The organism is Levilactobacillus fuyuanensis (genome assembly GCF_003946395.1).
GTDB lineage: Bacteria > Bacillota > Bacilli > Lactobacillales > Lactobacillaceae > Levilactobacillus > Levilactobacillus fuyuanensis.
In genome coordinates, this window is the sequence record NZ_RHNZ01000008.1 from 1 (window position 1) to 19,642 (window position 19,642).

The following is a 19,642-nucleotide window of genomic DNA, read 5'->3' on the forward strand; positions in this document are numbered from 1 at the left end:
TTCGGCTCGTGGTTCCGACTACTACGGCCCACAGCGGACTTTCACCGCCTAGTTAGCGCCCATGCCGGGCGCACTTTAAAAAGAGAGAACCAGCGAAATTTGCTGATTCTCCCTTTTTGATATTATTATTCTAGTTTTTCCACCCATGGTTCTCGCGGTCCCAGTCACGCTTGCGACTCCCGGAGACAAAGGGGTTACCCGCAACTGTGAAACGTAGCGGCCGGTCCTGCCAACTTCCGGCCGAGACACCGACCCGTGACGTGGCCACGATCTCTTTAGGCCGCCGCGTCATCTCAGACGTAATTGTCAGATTCTGGGCACCGAGCATCGTCCGGTTTAAGTCCTTGGACTGAATACCCAACGCTGCCATCAGCTTACCGGGACCGTTCGTCACATCTGGCACCGGCTTGTCTCGATTCTGCTGCATCAGGTCTAAGCCCTCGTGTGGTTCGATCCCGCGAATCAGGATTCCTTGGGGTGTCCCCTCGGCCTGCGTGGCGACGTCAAACATGTAGTAGCCCCGCAGAATATAGATGTAGATTGTCCCCGGTGCATCATACAAAGCGGCGTTGGCGGCCGTGTAGCGGCCATTGAACGCGTGTGCCGCCGTGTCCTTTTCACCTAGGTAGGCCTCGGCCTCAACAATCCACCCACTCATTTTTCCAGCTGGGCTGTCGTAGACCAACTCGTGACCCAGCAACTCCTGCGCAATCTGTGGCGTGGAGCGCCCAGTAAAGAATTCTGATAAGGAATCTGACATTAACTTCTCCTCCAATTTACTATGTTAGAATGGAGCCATGGAGATGATACGTGATGGCAATTAAATGTGAACGAATCTATACAAAACCCGCTGACCTCAAGGGTTACCGGGTCCTCGTCGACCGTCTGTGGCCACGAGGAATTTCCAAGGTCAACGCGCAACTGGCGTCCTGGGAAAAGGAAATGGGCCCCACGACCGAACTGCGGAAATGGTTCAACCATGAACCCGAAAAATTTCCAGAATTCAAAAAACGCTACGTTACTGAACTCGAAGCTAACGAAGCGTTACCCGCCTTCTTGGACTTAGTCGCCGAACAACTCAACGACCAAGATGTTATTCTATTATACGGCGCCAAGGATGAAGAACACAACCAAGCGATTATCTTAAAGGAATTTCTGCTCAAACACTTAGCTGACCAAGTGCCCGCTGAACGGCTGACAGACTAAGCTCCCGGGTACTGGCCAGCATGGCATCAGCCTGTGGGAGATTCTTAGCGTTGATGCCCACCGTGAAGCACCCCGCTGCCTTGGCAGACCGCACGCCGGTCACGGTATCCTCAAAGGCCACACAGTCTTCCGGGTTCTGATGGATCAACGCCGCCGCTGCCAAGTAGACGTCCGGCGCTGGCTTGCTGGCCTTCAAACTCGCTGCCGGTACAATCCGTGGAAAGTACTTGGCTAGTCCCAAATGGGAAATCTCCGCCGGAGCATTGGCCGAAGCGGACGCCAAGGCCATGGGATACTCCGCCGCCACGAGTTCATCCAGGAACGCCGTGACGCCGGGGAGACAGTTAGCCGGCGTCAGAGCCGCCACATACTGTCGGTACAGGTCGTTTTCGTGATTTGTGAGCCGTAGTCGCTGTTCGGGTGTAAACTCGCTCTCACGGCCCACAGAGGCCAATATGACCGTCAGTGAATCCGCTCTGCTCATCCCTGGTAAAGTTGCCGCGAGCTGGTCGGTCCACGGAATGTGTAGCTCCTGTGCAATCGTTTGCCAAGAAGCCAAATGGTATTGCCAAGAATCGGCCAACACCCCGTGTAAATCAAACAGAAAGCCGCGTAAATGTCGTGTTTGCATGAGAACTCCCCCTCGTGAAAGCGTTTCAATTTACGACTATTATACACCAAAACAAAATGGTTCACCGCTTTAAACTATGCGGTGAACCATTGTTAATTTAACGAATTACGATAACTGAAACGTCCGACTTCTTGGCGAGCCGCAATCCGATAGCACCGGGATGCCCGTGGCTAGCGAAGTCAACGTCCGCGCCACAAACAACCAAGTCCGGCTTGAACTCCGGAATAATTTTGTCGAGCACGACATCATCGACGTCGCCCCCTTCGCCCACGATGGACCGCACATCATTCACGCCAAAAGCCGTTGCTTTGTCGGCATACTCCTTGACGATGGCCTTTAGCTCATCGCGTTTTGCATTAAGCTTGTCTGGCATCAGCGACTCATAGATACTGATGTCATTGCTTTCCAGCACAGAGGCAATGCCCAAGTGTGCTTGGTAATCACGCGCCATCGTCATCGCGAATCGGAATGCGCGGCTAGTCGAGGGCCGGTCGTCCTCGTCGATCGTGATTAAAATTCGCCGGAAAAATAGTGGATTATTACTTTCGTCTGCCATAAAAACCCTCCTGCAATCAATGGTGACACGGCCTTATTGTATCATACCTGGTGAATAAAATACTTTCTGGCAATAAACGATAATGCCAAATTAATTTTAACCAAACACGACTCTAAATTAATGCTGCTTCGAATAGAAATTATCAATCCAAAGAAATGCCTACATCAACAAAAAATCAATCCATTTTACCACTTACAAGTTGTGCCACCGATTTACCTGCCTTTGCAATTGAAACGAGCTGCTTTTTTACCGAAGCTGTGACAGCATAGCATAAATTCACGTCTTTTCCTTGAAGATAGTAAATCTTCTTCTCATGACGTTTTAAAATCTCCTGCAATTTATGAACCGAGTCGTTATCTACTTTATCTTTTCCGTCACCTTGCAATGCTGTACTTCCATCTCTTCCCCAAGCTAGTAAAACATAGTCGGAAGCCTCCAAGGCCATTGCTAAAGATTTGAGTGACATCTCACTTATATGCTTTGCTTCTTTAGATAGTCCACTTGCATTATCTGATGGCTCTGTATATAAATCGTATTGAACATAATGCCCAATTTGTTCATCCATACTCTGCAATTTATCTGTAAATAGATAGATTCCCCGCGCACGTGTTGGTTCCATATTTTCTTTATCACTGTTGTCGCCCTTCTTAGAGGGTACTGAAGTATCGACCGACTTAGGATTAAAACCAACTGCAAGTACTGTTTTTCCGCCTTCTTTATTGACACAAACAACTGAATGGTGCCGATACATATCTACTCTAGCTAAACTAGAGTACTTCCCAAGCCGACGACATTCGGAACTCGTTCCAACATAGGCTGGTTTATCATTAAAACTGAAATCGTGATCCATTGTAATTACTCCTCACATAAAATTATTCTTTCATAATGACATTATATAATAATTTCAATTTCCGTTTAGCGTCATTTCACTGCCAGATTTTCACTTCTTCAATAGCCCACGAAAAAACGCCCTCCAATTTTTAGAAGGCGTTTCGTGTTTGATTTCATAGTTGTTTGGTGCCGTTGAATTCTCTCTAGTGAAAACAGCGGCTTCCGAAACGTGTTCCTTCGGGCAGGCCCCTGCGCTTAACCCGCCTAAGCACCGGCCCGGTTCCACCGGGCGGGCACTTAGGCCCGTTAATGCTCAGGACCTAACCGCCCTCAGTCACACTCTACCTTGCATGGTCCGGCGACAAAATCATCGGGCCCCGTACCGCACGTGGTAATTCGACGGTAATCCGCCGTACGACGACTGGTTGTGGGACAACCACTGGTGCTGGCTTTGGCTTGGCTGCCAACATGTGCCAGATTGAATGCAACAACAGAATGCAGACAAACATCAGTGGGAATCCAGCAATCGTTGACACCGTTTGAACGGTCTTGAACCCACCGACCATCACGATCCCGAAGGAGAAGATGATGAAGACGATGACCCAGATCATTCGGTTCCAACGACTTGGTTCTTCACCGTCATCCAAGTGAAGACTGGTGAAAGATGACACGATGAAGGCTGACGATGAAATCGTCGTGGCCAAGAAGATGAAACAAGAGATACAGTACAGTGCCAAGATAATCATCTTAAATGGCAACGTTGCGATAACCGTGGCGACCACGGCGGCTTGACCTTGCGTATTTAAAATGTGAACCAAGTTAACGGCACCGGTCTGTTGGAGCCACAGGGAGTAGCCCCCGAAGATGGCGTAAAAACTCATGCACCCTAAGGCACCGTAAGTTAACATCCCAACTAAGACCTGACGAATCGTCCGGCCCTTGGAGATCCGGGCAATGAACAGACCCATGACGGGCATGTAGGATAACCACCAGCCCCAGTAGAAGATGGTTTCCTGCTGAGCGGTACTATCCCCACCGTTAGGCATGGTATTCGTTGACATTGCGATAAACTTTTGGGCCATTAACCCAATACTGTTGGTTTCAGAATTTAAAATATAAACAGTGGGTCCAATGATTAAAATAATAGCTAATAGACCCAGCGCCGTCCAAATATGGGCGGAACTCAAGCGGTTGATTCCCCCGTTTAACCCATGGAAAACGGTGACCGCAAACAGAATAAACAAAATGATAAAGAGTTCAATTTTAAGCATGAGGTTATCTTGAACCCCAGTCAACCGGCTGAGAACTTTGGAAATAATCGGAATTTCCATCCCGACGGACGAACCGATCCCGCCCATAATTCCAAAGACAACTAAGAAGTCGACGACGTGCCGTGCAATAACTTTCCCCGTGCTGTCACCTTGGAGACTGGTGATAGCGGCACTGACCCGTTGAACCTTGGCGTGCTTCACGTACAGGACGTAAGCAATCGCAATCGTTGCTGGTGCGAACATCATCCAAGCCATTGGCCCCCAGTTGAACTGCCCCATCATGTGGGCAGCGCTGTAGGCGTTACTTGAGAATGGCTTAAACCCGAAAGCTGGGTGTTGCAGGTACCGCAGTGGATCAACGATGGACAGCATCAAAATGCTGGCATCGATCGCCGTGGCGAAGACCATTGACCCCCACTGAAAATTACTGTAGTGGGGCTTGTCATTGGCATCACCCAACTTAATTTTACCAAACTTACCAAATGCTAAATACATAAAAAATAAGAAGTTGATCACGTACACCATCATATAGGCCCATGACATGCGAGTATCAATCCAGTTCAATAGAGAACTCAGAGTGGTTTGTAATTGGTTACCACCTAAGATAAATAGCAATGACGCGAGAATAAATAAAACGATGGTTGGTACGAATACTAACTTATCAATATTTTTACGCGCTAAAATAAATAATCCTCCTCATTTGTTTCCTGGGAGTGAACTCCCAGCGGTCATGTTCAGAAGAGATTGTACGAAAAAAGCGCTAAACGGGGTCGTTACACGAGCCACCTGTACAGCGCCATTACGGTTGAATACAAATTGCCTACGCAAATCTCTTTGAATCAATATCCAAAGTCTATTATACGCGGTCGCTAGGATTAGTAAAATCTTGCTGATGGATAAGTTTTTTCTTTTGGAATTAAAGCGTTTACATAGCCAATGCCTATTGCATTCTAAGAATTTGATTAGATTTTAGGCAATAGCTTAACTCTTTGTCTCAGTCAAGCTTTTCTGGCCACTGCGCCTTGGCTGCGGCATTTCCAGTGGGACCGTTATCAATTTTCTTGATAACGTGGGCTGGATTTCCGACCAGAACCACGTCATCCCCAAAGGATTTCGTAACAACGGCACCGGCACCAACAACGACGTTATTCCCTAGCGTGACACCAGGTAGGACCGTGACGTTACCACCGAACCAGGCGTTATCACCAATGGTAATGGGCGCGCCCATTTCGACATCGTTGACCCGGGCCATCGCGTTCAGTGGGTGCACTGGCGTGTAAAGCCCAACGTTGGGGCCGAAGTAGCAGTGCTCACCAATGGTGATGGGACAAGTGTCCAGCAGGGTCATGTTGTAATTACCATAGAAGTGGTCGCCAATGTGAATATTCCAGCCGTAATCGTATTCGAGGCCGGCTTCAATGAAGAAGTCATCCCCACTATCCGCGATTAACTTCCGGTAACCATCGTTGCGCTCAGCGTTGTCGTCCAATTGGTTAACGGCACGCAGTTGCTTTCGTGCGGCGACTCGCCGGTCAATCAGTTCTGGATCGAATTGATTGTAGGGTTGCCCCGCCGTCATTTTTTCCCGTTCTGTTGCCATGACATAAATCACTCCTCTTGGCTTTCATGATACCACTTGCTAGGTGTTTTCTCTAAATCGGCAATAGTCAGTCTTCGCCTGCGGCTGCCAAGAATTCTGCCGCTGTGGGGACCGCCTGCAGCCAAAGGACGGGCTTCCGGCTTGGTTTGAAACCTCGCCAGGTTCAGGCGAGTTTCCAAACTCATCCCACGTTGTAAGGCCGGAAAGCCCACCGGTCTAACAACGTCGTCACGGCTAGCGCCATCCTTGGCCTCCTCCGGCTACGACAAGCTATTACCCTGTCAAACACCCGTAGCATCGTATCATAGTGGGTATTCATCACGAATAAACCCCTAGTTCATTGGCGGTTAGCTCTGATCAACGTGCCAATCCAGATTTTCAGACTCTCAATAATTAATATCAGAATGAACAAGACCACATATACCGTGCAGAAAACTTCAATCCAGAACGACAACGACAGTGGTAACAAGAAACAAACGAGATCCAAGGTGGCCACTGGTCCCGTGGCCCATGCCAAAACTTTGAACCATTTTGGATATTTGGAAAATACGTTCACCCATGTGAATAGACTTAAAAATGTCTTCTTCAAAATGTTCTCCCCTTTAGATCTAAGTCTTCAGATGACTCTAAGCCTAGTTTCCCCTGAAACACCTTAAATTATAGGCCTATCTGGTATCACCTCAGTTCAGCGTTGAAGATCTTCAATAAACCTTAACTGCTTCGGTTTGTCCATAAAAAAAGAATGAGCCACTAACACTCATTCCTACAAAATTACTTATTTAATTGCACGCCACGATGCCTAGGCGTTGTCGTCCGCCGTTTCTCCTGGCATGGTCTGTTCACGCAAGATCCACGTGATGCCGTATGCATCGACGACCTGCCCCATCTTGCCTCCGGAGCTTTGTTCGCCGAAAGGACTGATGACCTTCACGTCGGACTTGAGCAGCCGTTGGTACAGACCCGCCAATTCCTTCACGCTGGCAGAGTCATCCGCATCGACGTCGATCATTAACGAAATCAGCGTAGAAGACGTGGGTTGCCCCATCAAGGCGTCGGCACACTGAATGTCCAAGCCCAGAATCTTAAAACCACCGCTCATGGTCATTTCGTCCAGGTTAACGGTAGGTGCTAACCCAAACTGTTCGACTTCCTCGGCCGTCGGGCTGACCCGGTAGGCGTTGGTTGCCCCAAAGACGCTCTGATAATACGTAATGGCTTCTTTGGCGTTTTCAAATTCCAAATATGGAATTAACTTTGCTTGCATCGTCGGTACCCCATTCATGACATAGTTTAGAAACAAATCGACTGTCTAGTCACCGCTAGTCCGGTGCTAGTCTCCTCGATTAGATGAACCGTATTTTATCTCTAGCTGGTATTATACCCTTAATGGCCCTAAAACGGTAGGTCACGCAAGCCTTTTGCAATGTCAGCAAGTGACTGCTCGGCCGTTGTATGCTTCAGCGGTGCCTGTGAGGCAGCTGCTTTCGGTTGTTCATCGGCCGTCGAACTGACTGGCGTCACTGGGCGTGAAAGTGTCGTCTTTGCCGGCCGCTTTACCGTTGGCTTGACCGCGGCGTGATGGCGTTCTTGTCCCATTCCATCCATCGTCTCGTTCAGCAAGTGATCCACGAACACGTTCCCTTGGTTGGTGGCGTGTCCCTTGGTCCACTGGTAGCTCAGCTGGGTAAATTGTGGCAATAAGCGATCCACGTCCTGCCACAGCTCTGCATTGGCCAAAGGTCCCGCACTACGCTTCCAACCGCGACGTTTCCAGCCGGCTAGCCAGCCCTCAGTGACGGCGTTTAACACGTAACGCGAGTCTAAGATAAATACAATACTGGTCTTATTCTGATTCAAGTCAACCAACTTCTGGAGCGCATTGCGAAACGCCATGATCTCCATCCGATTATTGCTAGCCCCAAACTCACCATCGGAGCCGGTCACGACATCATTCGGTAATTCGATGCGGTAGGCCCAAGCAGCCTTATCACCGGTTCTTACGTGCCCACCAGCGACGTTACCGGTATTTCGCGAGCCACCATCTGTATAGACGGTAATCGCCGCAGAATCACTCTGAGAAGTCGTAGCCGTCCGGGGTGAACTGTGGTGTACCTTCTTGGGTGCGCTCGGCGTTGTCTGGCCTTGCATGAAGGCGTCTGCGGCACTCGCCGACGTAAAACTCTTGTATTGGGCCCCGGAATAACCGGTGACCTGCGCCTGTGTTTCCGCCCAGGTTCGGTAGACGCCGGGCTTACGACCGCGGCGAACTGCATAGTATTTCTGTGCCAAATTCATTCCTCGCTTTCGACCTAATCTAAATTAGTTTACCATAGATTTTCCCAACGCGACCAAATCCGTCATTACAGGACTTATGAAGCCGTTGCCAACATTATTAGGGCTGGGAAAAATTTTTTCTCAAATAAATTTGCCGCAAACCTTAAAAATCAATAATTTCAAAGTGTAAATTGTTTCCATAACTTTTAGATTATGCTAACCTAGTAGGTGTGAGTATTGGTCGGAGACTGTCCTAATTTACTCATTTTTCAAAATTTTTAAGGGGGTTTTTGATGAAGAATCCAATCCATGCGTCCATTATTACCGTCGACCAAGCCCGCGCGATGCTTAAGGACCAGCGAGAACAACGTGACGAACGTTTTCCACAGCTGGCCGCCTCCGGCCAATATATCTTACCAGACTATCGGTTAACCCGTAAGCGTGAGGCCTTTAAGATTCGTCGGCATACTTTTTTAAAGAAACATTTCCGTTCCTACGTGGCATTTGATTCCGACAATGGTCAGACCTTGTGGATTCACAACTTCCCAAGCCTGTCCGAGGCCTGCTTCTGGTTAAACACCGGATTGAAGCCCAACGACACGGATTCGGCCGGCACTTACCAGGGCTGGAAGGAAGAACACGTCGCTGAGATTGAAGTGCTGAAGGATCAACTCCGCGCGCAACACAAAGAAAAGAAAAGGCCCGTTGCGGCACCGAAACCGGTAACCGTAACGACTGTAAAAAAAGTAAAGCACGCTAAAGCTAAGAAATAGCGGCATTACATAAAGCGCCAACGATAGCCATTTGTGGTTATCGTTGGCGCTTTTTATATTGTTTGTTGTGTTCTGCATCGCCTGCGGCTGCCAGGGATTCTACCGCTGTGGGGACCGCCTGCAGCCAAAGAACGGGCGTATAACTACTAGTAAACTAGCAGTTTCGCCAAGTTCCACTACTCAAGAACCTAGAGGTCTAAGTGAACCTGCTTGGGGTCCGTCTTAACAATGATCTTACCGTGGTGAATCGAATACAGAACTTCTGAGCGCTTGTTCAACGCGTTATAGAAGTTATCGTTGTTCATGATGACCAAGTTGGCTGGCTTGCCCTCGGCGATACCGTAATGGTCGCCGACGTGCATGGCCTTGGCCCCGTTTGTCGTGACAAACTTGTAGGACTCGTTGATGTCATCATAACCCATCATCTGGGTGACGTGAATCCCCATGTGAAGGGCATCGAGCATGTTACCATCGCCCATTGGGTACCAAGGATCTTTGATATCATCTTCACCAAATGCCACGTTGACTCCGGCTGCGTTGAGTTCCTTGACCCGCGTCAAGCCCCGACGCTTAGGATAAGTATCGAAGCGGCCACCTAAGTGGGTATTGATCAGGGGGTTAGAAATCATGTTGATGTGTGACATCTGCAGTAAGCGCATCAGCTTGTAAGCGTAAGCGTTGTTGTAAGAACCCATCGCCGTGGTGTGGCTGGCCGTGACTTGATCGCCCAAACCGGTTTCCAAGGCCAAAGTGGCTAACGTTTCCAAGCCGCGGGAAGCAGGGTCATCGATCTCGTCACAGTGTGCATCGACCAGCTTGCCATACTTTTGTGCCAGCTCAACGGCGAAGTGTAGGGATTCTACACTGTATTCACGCGTGAATTCAAAGTGCGGAATGGCTCCGATAACGTCGACGCCCAGCTTAGCAGCTTGTTCCATCAGTTCTTTACCGTGTGGGAATGACAGGATACCTTCTTGAGGGAAGGCCACCAGCTGCAATTCGATAAAGTCTTTCACTTCGTCGCGCATCTCGATCAAGGCCTTCAGCGCCGTCAAATCCGGGTCGGTCACGTCCACGTGGGACCGGACAAACTGAACCCCATGGCTCGCCTGCAATTCCAATGCCTGCCGAGAACGGGTTTTAACGTCTTCAATGCTCAGCGTCTTCTTCCGTTCGGACCAGATCCGAATACCATCAAATAATGTGCCGGATTGATTCCATTCGGGATCCCCCGCCGTCATGGTACTGTCTAAATGGACGTGTGGATCAACAAATGGTGGCAAAATCAATTTGCCGTGTGCATCGATCACCTGTTCATTATCCTTGGCCGTTAAATGATCGGCAATGGCGGTAAATTTACCGTCCTCAATGCGAATATCCTGTGGCTGCGTTGCGTTTTCGATGAGACCTTGTTGAATTAACATGCGCGTTAACCTACCTCCTACACTTTTTCATCTTAAAATTAATAAAAACCGGGAATGGTCAGTCCGAGCAAAAGAATCGTACTGTCGGCAACCAACCCCAAGGCTACGGCAATGATACTCACCGTAGCGGGGACTAGGCACCACCAGGGGCCCCTTTTCGCGGACCGAACTAACCCTACTAAGCTTATCACAGTTAGGACGAATCCGAACAATAAAGTCGCGGGTTCGTGGGGAAACCAACGGTAAACCGTTTGAACGGCGCCGACCAGTGCGTACCAGCTCACGACGAATCCAATCAAACTCCATCCTAATACAGACCATTGTTCACGTCTCATCGTTTTCATCCCCTCGTCCCCATTTTCTGTCGCTAGCAATAACTTAACTAGCTTCAACTTACTCGGCCAGTCGCGAACTAGCGAGCAAACCACCCTTGTTCGCGGGGTCACCGAACATTGCCGCAGATAGTATCTAGCCGCCGCAACCCACCGTTGCGCTAACAAATATATTTATCAAACTTCCCGGTCGTCTTTTCACCATGGTCTGTGCTATGCTGGAAGCTATAATACTGACAGCGGAGGTTACTTAATCATGGTAAATTCATACCCACAAGCCCTCACCATCGCGGGTTCCGATAGCGATGGTAGTGCCGGCATGCAGGCTGATCTGCACACCTTCTTTGCGCGGCGCGTCTATGGTGCCTCGGTCATGACCGCCTGCGTGGCCGGAAACTCTTACGGTATTCACGCTAGCATCCCAATGCCCACAGATTTTATCGATCAGGAATTCAAGGATCTAGCGGACGACTACCACATCAGAGCATCTAAGACTGGGATGCTGGCCGACTCAGAGTTAATCAACGATGTCGTCAAGAACTACCAAGCCGCCGACTTCGGCCCCTTAGTGGTCGATCCGGTCATCATGACCAAACACGGCAACCAACTCCTGGAAGAAAGTGCCTTCAATACACTACGCACGGCACTCATCCCGCTGGCAACGGTACTGACACCGAACTTCTTTGAGGTTGAAAAGCTAGCCGAGATGTCGATTACAACTGATGCCGATATGGAAACAGCGGCCCACAAGCTTCAAGCGATGGGTGCCAAGAACGTGATTGCTAAGGGCAGTCATGCCGACCCCACCCAGAAGGTCGTGAAGGACTTTGTCTTACTGGAATCCGGCGAGAGCTTCTGGCTGAGTGAACCCTACCACGAAACTGACCGGGTCAACGGTACCGGGGACTCCCTCTCCGCCTGCATCACGGCGGAACTGGCCAAGGGCACGCCAATGAAACGGGCCATCGAAATTGCCAAGCAATTCGTCAACGCTGCGATTGGCTCGCCAATTGAAGTCGGCCACAAATTTGGGCCGGTTAACCACTGGGCAGCAATGGATCGCAATTTTAAGTAAAAACTAAAGTAGCTAGGTCATTCTCAAGACGAGAAGACCTAGCTGCTTGTTCAGTCGCTTTATTTTAGATTCGTTAAAAAATATTACCACCGATCTGGCCGCCACGTTCGGCCATCGACCTCACCGCCGAGTTGCTCGCTGCGCCGATCTTGTTCGGCAACGACCCGCTTTAACGCCAGCCAGAATGCCCGGTCGGTAAACTTAGATTGTTGGTTCGCCAATTGGTCGATCTGTTGGCGTAACCACGCTGATTGTTCAGTCATCTTCCTGCTCCTTAATCATGGCTAAAGTATCCGTCAACTGATCGAGATGCTCCCGGTTCTGGTCGAAAACATTGGCGATTAATTTACCTGCTGTCTGTTGTTCCGCCGGTAACTGGTCCACCATCGCTGACAGCCGGTGGGCAAACCAGTCCTGTCGATTTGTTAGACTGTCCGGTTGTTTCTGGGTCAGGTAGCGCTGGTAATCGATGACCAGTTGCAGCTTCTCCGGTTCCTCGAGATAGCCAAATTGATAGATGGGAAATATCGGCAGCCAAGTCATCTTGGCGCGATGGGTCAGCGCCGCCAATGGCGCCAGCGCGGCGTCCAGCGTCATATCTTCGGCGCCGCCCCGCTGAAAGGCCTGTTCTGGCATACCGGTAGTCACCACAATGCCCAGCTCCTTGCCGGCCAAGGGATAGCGATGATCGCCGTAGACAAACGTCCGCGTCAGCACGGTATCTTCCCACTGTTTCAGTCCCGCCGGTGCCGCATACCAGTACAACGGGAACTGTAAAATAATCCGGTCGGCGTGACGCAACTGTTCCTGCTCCTTGGCAACATCCAAGGTGGCTTGCCCCTCGATATGCTCCCAAATGATGCCTTCACCGGGCAAACTTTCCTTCAAAAATTGTTGACTGGTCGAATCCGCCAACTGCGGATGGGAGACCAAGACGAGCGTAGTCATCGTACCATCAACCCCTTCACGTTTTTTTCATTAAAACTACTTTAGCACAGTTGCACGGATTTTTTACCACCCGCGCCTTACTAAAATTAGCGTAAAAGAAAAGGCCTTTAGCAACAGCGCTAACGACCAGTTGATTTGAATTAACTTAAGCGGCGATCAGAATCATCGTGGAATTTATTTTCCCGGGTAGCCAGATGCTTGCTGTTCTTCCGGAAAGTTTCCCGGTTGTTCAGGTACAGCTGACCCACCGCGGCCAACATGATAATGAATAAAATAATAACTAGTGCATACATAGCAATTCCCCCCGTCAACTTTAGGTTACAGTTATATTATCTAAATGTTACAGGAACATTGCAAGCATGTTGTTATGAAAATAAGAAAATCTTGATATTTTCAATCAGCAATTAGATTGTTCACTTATTAGTCGTACTCGTTGACGATTTCTGCGCAGGCTTTTTTTGCTGGGAGTCACGCTGCGACTGGTGTTTCTTCTGAACCTTGCGGACCTGATTGGAGACCTGATCGGTTGGACTGACCGTTTTTTGCCGTGACAGATTGGCCGCTGGACCCGCTAACAACAGTACAATGACAGCCGATAGACAGTACACTAAATTTCGGTGCCTATCGCCCTGCCCCTGCGTAATCTGAAAGAAATAATAAATAATACAGATAGCGGAAAAGAATACCGCAATCTCAGCAACGACGTGAAGTACTTGCATGGTTTCCGCCTCCTCTGAATACCTTTCACTCTACTGGAGGCACAGGGTGACTGTCAACTGACGACTCCTGGTTAATCCACAATTGACACGGCGCGACGGCTTCTCTATAATTAAGAAGTTGTTGGTCGTCAGACCTTATTAGGTCGCAATAGCTCAGCTGGATAGAGCAACGGTCTTCTAAACCGTAGGTCGAGGGTTCGAATCTCTCTTGCGACATCAATTCACAACGTAAAGAAGTCCTCACGTCATCGTGGGAACTTCTTTTTTTAAACTTTTTTCGATATCTGGTTACTCTTGATACTGGCCTACAACGGGTAACTTCTTCAAAACCTTCCGACCGTGTGGTGATTGGCCATCAATCACACTGGTCAACTCTTGGCCAGCCAGGTTGCCGTGATGCTTGCCACCAGCCCAAGCCTCAACACCAGAAACGTCATAAACAACGCCATCTACCGCCACGTAGGCCGGTTGCCCGTTTTGACCATCAAATTTGGCCAATTCCGTGCGATCAAATACTTTTTCACTCACGTAAAACCACCACCTTAATTAGTTACTCCCATCATAAACTGACCGCCCCAACAACTCAAACAATTCGCCTTTCGGGTGATAACTAGAGACAATAAAAAAACACCAACCGAAGTTGGTGTTTTCTACGACTCAGTTTAGGCTAATAAATTAGTCGACAACTGATACGTTAGCAGCTTGTGGGCCACGGTCGCCTTGTTCTACATCAAGGGAAACGTGTTGGCCTTCTTCAAGCGTCTTGAAGCCTTCGCTGTTGATAGCAGAGAAGTGAACGAAAACGTCTGAGCCGTTTTCCAAAGTGATGAAGCCGTAACCTTTATCAGCGTTGAACCATTTAACAGTACCTTGTTCCATAAGAATGAAACCTCCATGCGCATAGCGCAATAATATTTGCATTTGAAAGCTGGGGTAAAAAGGAGCCATTCTTATAAGAACGTCGAGCCTTTAAAACTTCCGAACCATAAATACATTAACCATAGGATAACAGGTATTTCCCAGAATAGCAAATGCAAACGCCGATATTTTTAAAGTATTTTGCAATAAGTGCCTAATTATTCTCTGATAACCATTCTTTCGCGGCCAAAACTTCTTGAGGGGTGAGCATGTGACTGCCCCCTGTTTGATAGACGGTCGTGTTCGCCCCACTTTTACGGCAATCCGCCGCAACTTGTTCAACGGTCGCAACCGACACCAACGGGTCGCGCTGCCCGGCAGAGAGCCATACCTGGTAGTCTACCAGTTGCTCATTTTGCGGCACTGCCAACCACAATGGATGGAATAAAAGGGCCCGTTTTCCAGGTAAAATTCCGGTACGAATCGCATATGAAGCCATCGCCGCACCGTTAGAATACCCCACCGTAATGAGCTGATTAACGGCCCAATGATGGTGTGCACAAATTATTTTTATTTCTTCAGCTAGCCACAGCGATTCGGTCATAATTTGTTGTGGATCGACCGGACCTGCTGCCGTCTGCTGGAAATATTGGCGTTGCGCACCGACTCCACTACGACCGGCAATCGTGACCAGTGGACTCTGCGGGGCTAATCGGCCGCCAAAATTCAACATTTCTGTATTCGTGCCGCCAGTTCCCTGTAACAGCAACACCGGCGGCTCAGTATTGGCCCCCGGTGCCGTTTCAATTAAATCTTCAGTCAAGGCTCTGCCTCCTAGCGTCGAACGATCAGCTCAATCTGACCCTTCTGCGGGGCGAAATTAAGCCCGTCACACGGTTCGCCTAGGATCTTACCGTATTCGGCTAAAACGTCGTCAGGCAGTGGCGTGTGCGTCTTCAACTGGGCAATTAAATTTTCGGCTGAGTTCACGTCCGTTAATGAAACAAACAATAAGGCGTTATCAATTAAGTCTCGCAACAAATCTGTCAATAAGCTATTCGGCTTACCCTGGACGTTAGTCACCACGACCTGGTGACTTTCGACTTCCTGGTGATTTACTGAAACTGTTTTTAAGACATCAAAAATTGTTGACACGACCAGTCACTCCCTCGCGAATCCGTTTTCAGTTTAACTAGATGATACAGCAAATTACGGCCGACGGAAACTAATTCTCATTCAAATAACGGTAAATCTTGCTGTTTGGCAAAACGGGCCATCATTTTTTCCTGAACTTTGGGCAAAGGCAGTGCCGCAATCTCTGCTGCTGGAACCCATTTCCCGGGAAGAAACTCAAGAGAGGGCACGGTTGGTAAGTCCGCCGTTAAAAGCTTCACGTGCCAACGTTGGTGCGTGTAAGTGTGGCTGACAGGTTGACCGCCGACCACAGCCAGATCTAGTGGAATCTGATAGTCGCTAGCCCAACGCCGGGTGATTTCTGCGACGTCATCGGCAAGCGTCGCGTCCGGATTCTCCGTGTGCAGATCCGCCTGTAAGACCAGCGGAAAACTCCAATAACCCGTCAACATTTCCTGAGCACCACGCTGAACCATCAGATAACCGGCTGGCGAGTGGATTACAAGGCCATAGTACGGCATCGATTTAGGCCGCGGTGCCTTGGTCTTCACTGGAAAGTCCAGCACCCGTCCCGCCCGGTAAGAAGCGTCAAACTCCTTAACTGGTGAGTGCCCCGGATCAGGATTTTTAGCCGTCATATAACTCGACCCAAGGTCCATAATGGCTTGATTAAAAGCTCCCGGACGTTGCGGATCGACGATTGGCTGAATAATTTCTGTAAAGAGTTGACGCGTCTTGGGCTTAGCAATGTCATCATCTATCATAAGTAGCCGGGCAAATACGCGAAAGGCGTTGCCATCCACCGCTGGCACCACCTGATCAAAGGCAATGCTGGCAATGGCACTGGCCGTGTAGGGTCCAATCCCCACAAGGTCCTCCAGCTCAGCGGCCGTCCGGGGCCATTCCCCATGATAGTCGTCTACCAGTTGCCGGGCCGCACGCTGTAAGTTCCGGGCCCGCGAGTAGTACCCTAACCCCTGCCACGCCTTGAGTAATGTAGGTTCCTCGGCATTTGCCAAGTCTGTAACCGTCGGAAAGGTGGCTAGAAAATTCTGATAATAGGGAATCACCGTATTGACCTGCGTCTGCTGTAGCATAACCTCGCTAATCCAGGTGTGGTACGGATTACGGCCATGCCGCCAAGGTAAGTCCCGCCCCTCATCGTCATACCAGGCCAATAAAGTTTTCCGAAAGTCGCGGATCGTTGCCGCTGACCATTTTTCCATAGTGTCCCTCCGTCCTCGTTCTCCCCATTCTAGCGAATCCCCCGCCTGCCGACAAGTATCCCGCACAACTAAGCCTTGACGCGCCGCCATTGCTCCCCTATCATCAGGGAAGAATATTGGTTAAATGTTTTTTCGCCTGCGGCGGTCAGGGATTCTGCCGCTGTGGGGACCGCCTGCAGCCAAGAAGCGGGCTTCCAGCTCGGTTTAGAACCTCGCCAAAGTTCCAGCGAGTTTCCAAACACGTCCCATGCTGTAAGGCCGGGAAGAACCAACCGCCCGGTCTAACACCATTTTCACGGCTGGCGCCATCCCTAACCGCCTCCGGCTAAGCTAACATTTAATCAATTTCTTATCCTGAAGGCGGAACAAAATAAAAGCGTCTGTGGACACTCATTTTCGCATTTCTTAAACCATTGGCAGTTATGGCATACCAGCCATCGCTGACAATAATCACTTACATATAAAGAAAACAAATAGGTTAACAATCGGAGGAAACATCGTGAAACGTTGGGGAATACTTCTTATTATAGCGATCTGTAGCGCCCTGAGTGGTTGCACGATCAGTCACGAAACGGATACACCTAGTGATAGCAAAGGGGTCATGTCCCAGGATCAGGTTTTAAATCTGGCTTCCCACCATCCCCTGACCACGTTGGACACCGACAAGCTCACGCAATTTGGTCGACTGAACAATACCATTGAGGGGCTCTACCAGGCCACGAGCAACAACAATACCGAACTGGCCCTGGCTAAAAAGGTTAAAATCAGCGCCGACAAGCAGACCTATACCTTTACGCTTTGGAAGGATTCGTACTGGAGTAACGGCGACGTGATTACTGCTCCCGACTTCGTCTTCTCCTGGCGACGTGCCTTGATGCCACAAACCAAGGCACCTGAGGCCGACCTTTTTGACGGCATTAAGAACGCCCGGCAAATTCTGGACGGCGAGTTGCCGGCAAGCCAGCTAGGGGTCACGGCACCTAGTAAGTTCAAATTGGTCGTGCGCCTCGACCATCCCATGGCGGAGCTCCCGCAACGACTGACCTATCCCCTCTTTGGCCCGCAGAATCGACGCATCGCCGTCAAATACGGCAAGCGCTACGCTACGAAGCCGCGCTACCAAGTCTATGCCGGTCCCTTCATGGTCGCCAATCGTGGCAGCTCCAAATGGCGCTGGCATATGATTCCCAACCCTCACTACTGGGACCGTAAGCACGTCTACCTTAGCCGCATCAACGTGGTGACCTATAAGTCCGCTTCAACAGCGTGGGACGCTTACGACCATGGTCGTTTAGACGAGATGCGCATCATGGGGAAATCCGACGTCAAATACTACGAAAAAAAGGCCGACTACACTGCCCGACCTTACTCCAAAATGGTCCTCCTCAATTATCGCCAAACGGGGAAGGATTCGAAGACAAACCGTCTGCTTCAACAAAAGCTCGCCCGGTTAGCCATTTCCCACGCCATCAACCGGAAGCACCTGGTCAAAGAAGCCTATGGGAACACCTCGCTGACCGCTCAGGGTGTCGTCCCAGCTGGCCTGAGCCGCGGACTCAAGGGAACGGCCGACTTTGCCGCCGCACAGCCCGAACAAGCCACTCTTGCTTACAGTCCCAAGACAGCCAAAGCAGAGTGGCAGACCGCGACCAAGCGGGCCGGTGTCACTCACATAGGCCTCTCGCTGGGCTATGTGGGCGACACAAATAGCCCTGCCGTCGTCAAAACGCTCAAACATCAGTTGGAAGCCAACCTGCCCGGCCTGACGATTTCCCTTAAAAAGCACGTACAGGCTCTCAATGCGCGGGCAGTTCCAGTTACGTCAGATCTCACCTTAACAACCCAACGGGCCCAGTACGCCGATCCACTGGCGGTGCTCTCCCTGTTTACCAGTAATAACAGCGCAAATGTTGGCCACTGGTCCAGCAAGACCTACGACCAGTTGATTGACCGGGCCAGCAATGCCCCTACCTTCAATTCTAAGCGGTGGCAGACACTATTAAGTGCCGAGGGCTTACTGATGCGCGATCAGGGGGTCACGCCGCTCATACAGCCTGCCAGCACCTACCTGGTCGACCCCAAGCTCAATGGGGTGCTCTACAATACCATTGGCACTCAGTCAAACTTCAAGAGTGCTTACTTTGTAAAATAAGTTACGAAAAAAGGCGACCAAGTTGGACGCCTTTTTTTACGCTCTTAATTATTTTTTGAATCGCTGCCAACACACCTGCTCTAATTACAGAGCTAATCTTAGCATGCTTTCATTACTTAATTTTTACTTCTCAGTTTCTCAATCACCATAATTGCGATAATACCAACTAGTATCCCACCTGAAATCCAAACAATGGTCATTGAATCCCAACTAAATACTGTCGGCCACATAATTGGTAGTAGGAAGAACCCAATAAGGAATACCAAGTAAAAAACAAAGTACCGTTTTAATTTGATCTTTAGCATTGCCATCCCCTCTTATGCTTTCAATTGTTCCTGAGCCGTTGCCAGCACGTCTTCACCAACGAATTCACTGGTCAGCCGCGCCATCGGGGTATAGCCATGCCGTTCCTTGTAGGGAACCGGATAGGCTGCCACCACGGCAACTTTCAAGTTGTTTTCGGTCAAAAAGATCTGGCCCACACCGCGGTACTTGCCTTTGCTGTGACGGCCCGTGCGCCACGAGTGGAGCTTAAAATCACCGTCGGGTTCACGCTTGATCTCGTACTTACCGGAGGCATTGGCTGCCACCGGAACCCCGACGTATTGATTCACTTCGTACTTTGCCTTCAT

General features: G+C 49.8%; 24 protein-coding genes and 1 tRNA gene. 5 read left to right on the forward strand and 20 right to left on the reverse strand.

The genetic code is table 11. The features are described 5' to 3' along the window. Nucleotides 1-130: 130 nt before the first annotated feature. Nucleotides 131-760: a DNA-3-methyladenine glycosylase gene (locus tag EKM73_RS05425; protein ID WP_125700969.1), complete on the reverse strand. Its 630-nt coding sequence runs from the start codon at nt 758-760 to the stop codon at nt 131-133. Between the two features lie 53 nt (nt 761-813). Here EKM73_RS05425 and EKM73_RS05430 point away from each other — a divergent pair, with 53 nt between their 5' ends. Next, complete coding sequence (locus EKM73_RS05430) at nt 814-1,206, forward strand: DUF488 domain-containing protein (RefSeq protein ID WP_125700970.1); 393 nt, start codon at nt 814-816, stop codon at nt 1,204-1,206. Here the strand turns inward: EKM73_RS05430 and EKM73_RS05435 are convergent. From EKM73_RS05435 to EKM73_RS05465, 7 genes are all read right to left on the reverse strand, one after another. Further along, nucleotides 1,160-1,837: an HAD-IA family hydrolase gene (locus tag EKM73_RS05435; protein WP_125700971.1), complete on the reverse strand. Its 678-nt coding sequence runs from the start codon at nt 1,835-1,837 to the stop codon at nt 1,160-1,162. The two genes, EKM73_RS05430 and EKM73_RS05435, sit on opposite strands and share 47 nt — an antisense overlap. A 97-nt stretch (nt 1,838-1,934) precedes the next feature. Next, the gene (locus EKM73_RS05440) at nt 1,935-2,393 is read right to left on the reverse strand and encodes a universal stress protein (protein ID WP_125700972.1); all 459 of its coding nucleotides are present in this window, start codon (nt 2,391-2,393) and stop codon (nt 1,935-1,937) included. A gap of 175 nt (nt 2,394-2,568) precedes the next feature. Continuing rightward, nucleotides 2,569-3,243 (reverse strand): hypothetical protein, encoded by a 675-nt coding sequence (locus EKM73_RS05445; protein WP_125700973.1) that lies wholly within the window; start codon nt 3,241-3,243, stop codon nt 2,569-2,571. A gap of 322 nt (nt 3,244-3,565) precedes the next feature. Then, on the reverse strand, nt 3,566-5,179 hold the full coding sequence (locus EKM73_RS05450) for a BCCT family transporter (RefSeq protein ID WP_382387371.1): 1,614 nt from the start codon (nt 5,177-5,179) through the stop codon (nt 3,566-3,568). Between the two features lie 310 nt (nt 5,180-5,489). Then, the gene (locus EKM73_RS05455; RefSeq protein WP_125700975.1) at nt 5,490-6,095 is read right to left on the reverse strand and encodes a sugar O-acetyltransferase; all 606 of its coding nucleotides are present in this window, start codon (nt 6,093-6,095) and stop codon (nt 5,490-5,492) included. 799 nt (nt 6,096-6,894) lie between these two features. Continuing rightward, nucleotides 6,895-7,359, reverse strand: coding sequence for a VOC family protein (locus EKM73_RS05460; RefSeq protein WP_125700976.1), 465 nt, complete (start codon nt 7,357-7,359; stop codon nt 6,895-6,897). 128 nt (nt 7,360-7,487) lie between these two features. Then, nucleotides 7,488-8,384, reverse strand: a complete 897-nt coding sequence (locus EKM73_RS05465) for a ribonuclease H family protein (RefSeq protein WP_225421308.1) — start codon at nt 8,382-8,384, stop codon at nt 7,488-7,490. Nucleotides 8,385-8,662: 278 nt separating this feature from the next. Here EKM73_RS05465 and EKM73_RS05470 point away from each other — a divergent pair, with 278 nt between their 5' ends. Beyond that, nucleotides 8,663-9,142, forward strand: coding sequence for a hypothetical protein (locus tag EKM73_RS05470; RefSeq protein ID WP_125700978.1), 480 nt, complete (start codon nt 8,663-8,665; stop codon nt 9,140-9,142). 188 nt (nt 9,143-9,330) lie between these two features. Here EKM73_RS05470 and codA read toward each other — a convergent pair whose 3' ends face one another. Continuing rightward, nucleotides 9,331-10,566 carry a cytosine deaminase gene (gene codA, locus EKM73_RS05475; RefSeq protein ID WP_125700979.1) on the reverse strand — a complete coding sequence of 412 codons (1,236 nt, stop codon included), beginning with the start codon at nt 10,564-10,566 and terminating at the stop codon, nt 9,331-9,333. Nucleotides 10,567-10,604: 38 nt separating this feature from the next. Beyond that, complete coding sequence (locus EKM73_RS05480; protein ID WP_125700980.1) at nt 10,605-10,901, reverse strand: hypothetical protein; 297 nt, start codon at nt 10,899-10,901, stop codon at nt 10,605-10,607. Nucleotides 10,902-11,154: 253 nt separating this feature from the next. Here EKM73_RS05480 and thiD point away from each other — a divergent pair, with 253 nt between their 5' ends. Continuing rightward, a complete protein-coding gene (gene thiD / locus EKM73_RS05485; RefSeq protein WP_125700981.1) occupies nt 11,155-11,973 on the forward strand; it encodes a bifunctional hydroxymethylpyrimidine kinase/phosphomethylpyrimidine kinase in 819 nt (272 codons plus the stop codon). Nucleotides 11,974-12,056: 83 nt separating this feature from the next. On the opposite strand, the gene EKM73_RS05490 is transcribed toward thiD, so the two are convergent. The 4 genes from EKM73_RS05490 to EKM73_RS05500 form a co-directional block, all read right to left on the reverse strand. Beyond that, nucleotides 12,057-12,236: a hypothetical protein gene (locus EKM73_RS05490; protein ID WP_125700982.1), complete on the reverse strand. Its 180-nt coding sequence runs from the start codon at nt 12,234-12,236 to the stop codon at nt 12,057-12,059. Next, nucleotides 12,229-12,921: an NAD(P)H-dependent oxidoreductase gene (locus tag EKM73_RS05495; protein ID WP_125700983.1), complete on the reverse strand. Its 693-nt coding sequence runs from the start codon at nt 12,919-12,921 to the stop codon at nt 12,229-12,231. The genes EKM73_RS05490 and EKM73_RS05495 overlap by 8 nt, the downstream gene beginning before the upstream one ends. Nucleotides 12,922-13,061: 140 nt before the next feature. Next, nucleotides 13,062-13,214, reverse strand: coding sequence for a hypothetical protein (locus EKM73_RS12760; RefSeq protein ID WP_164508870.1), 153 nt, complete (start codon nt 13,212-13,214; stop codon nt 13,062-13,064). A gap of 120 nt (nt 13,215-13,334) precedes the next feature. After that, nucleotides 13,335-13,640, reverse strand: a complete 306-nt coding sequence (locus EKM73_RS05500) for a hypothetical protein (RefSeq protein WP_125700984.1) — start codon at nt 13,638-13,640, stop codon at nt 13,335-13,337. A 142-nt stretch (nt 13,641-13,782) separates the two neighbouring features. Here EKM73_RS05500 and EKM73_RS05505 point away from each other — a divergent pair. Continuing rightward, nucleotides 13,783-13,856: transfer RNA gene (locus EKM73_RS05505), tRNA-Arg, on the forward strand. A gap of 72 nt (nt 13,857-13,928) precedes the next feature. On the opposite strand, the gene EKM73_RS05510 is transcribed toward EKM73_RS05505, so the two are convergent. From EKM73_RS05510 to EKM73_RS05530, 5 genes are all read right to left on the reverse strand, one after another. Further along, nucleotides 13,929-14,168: a cytochrome b5 domain-containing protein gene (locus tag EKM73_RS05510; protein WP_125700985.1), complete on the reverse strand. Its 240-nt coding sequence runs from the start codon at nt 14,166-14,168 to the stop codon at nt 13,929-13,931. A 147-nt stretch (nt 14,169-14,315) separates the two neighbouring features. Continuing rightward, a complete protein-coding gene (locus tag EKM73_RS05515) occupies nt 14,316-14,519 on the reverse strand; it encodes a cold-shock protein (protein WP_011668621.1) in 204 nt (67 codons plus the stop codon). Nucleotides 14,520-14,712: 193 nt separating this feature from the next. Further along, nucleotides 14,713-15,321, reverse strand: a complete 609-nt coding sequence (locus tag EKM73_RS05520; protein ID WP_125700986.1) for an alpha/beta hydrolase — start codon at nt 15,319-15,321, stop codon at nt 14,713-14,715. Nucleotides 15,322-15,332: 11 nt separating this feature from the next. After that, complete coding sequence (locus EKM73_RS05525) at nt 15,333-15,653, reverse strand: hypothetical protein (RefSeq protein WP_125700987.1); 321 nt, start codon at nt 15,651-15,653, stop codon at nt 15,333-15,335. Nucleotides 15,654-15,730: 77 nt separating this feature from the next. Continuing rightward, nucleotides 15,731-16,858 carry an A/G-specific adenine glycosylase gene (locus tag EKM73_RS05530; protein WP_125700988.1) on the reverse strand — a complete coding sequence of 376 codons (1,128 nt, stop codon included), beginning with the start codon at nt 16,856-16,858 and terminating at the stop codon, nt 15,731-15,733. 499 nt (nt 16,859-17,357) lie between these two features. Here EKM73_RS05530 and EKM73_RS05540 point away from each other — a divergent pair, with 499 nt between their 5' ends. After that, nucleotides 17,358-19,010, forward strand: a complete 1,653-nt coding sequence (locus tag EKM73_RS05540) for a peptide ABC transporter substrate-binding protein (RefSeq protein WP_225421310.1) — start codon at nt 17,358-17,360, stop codon at nt 19,008-19,010. A gap of 317 nt (nt 19,011-19,327) precedes the next feature. Here the strand turns inward: EKM73_RS05540 and EKM73_RS05545 are convergent, their stop codons facing one another. Further along, nucleotides 19,328-19,642, reverse strand: coding sequence for a DUF7671 family protein (locus EKM73_RS05545; protein WP_020089384.1), 315 nt, complete (start codon nt 19,640-19,642; stop codon nt 19,328-19,330).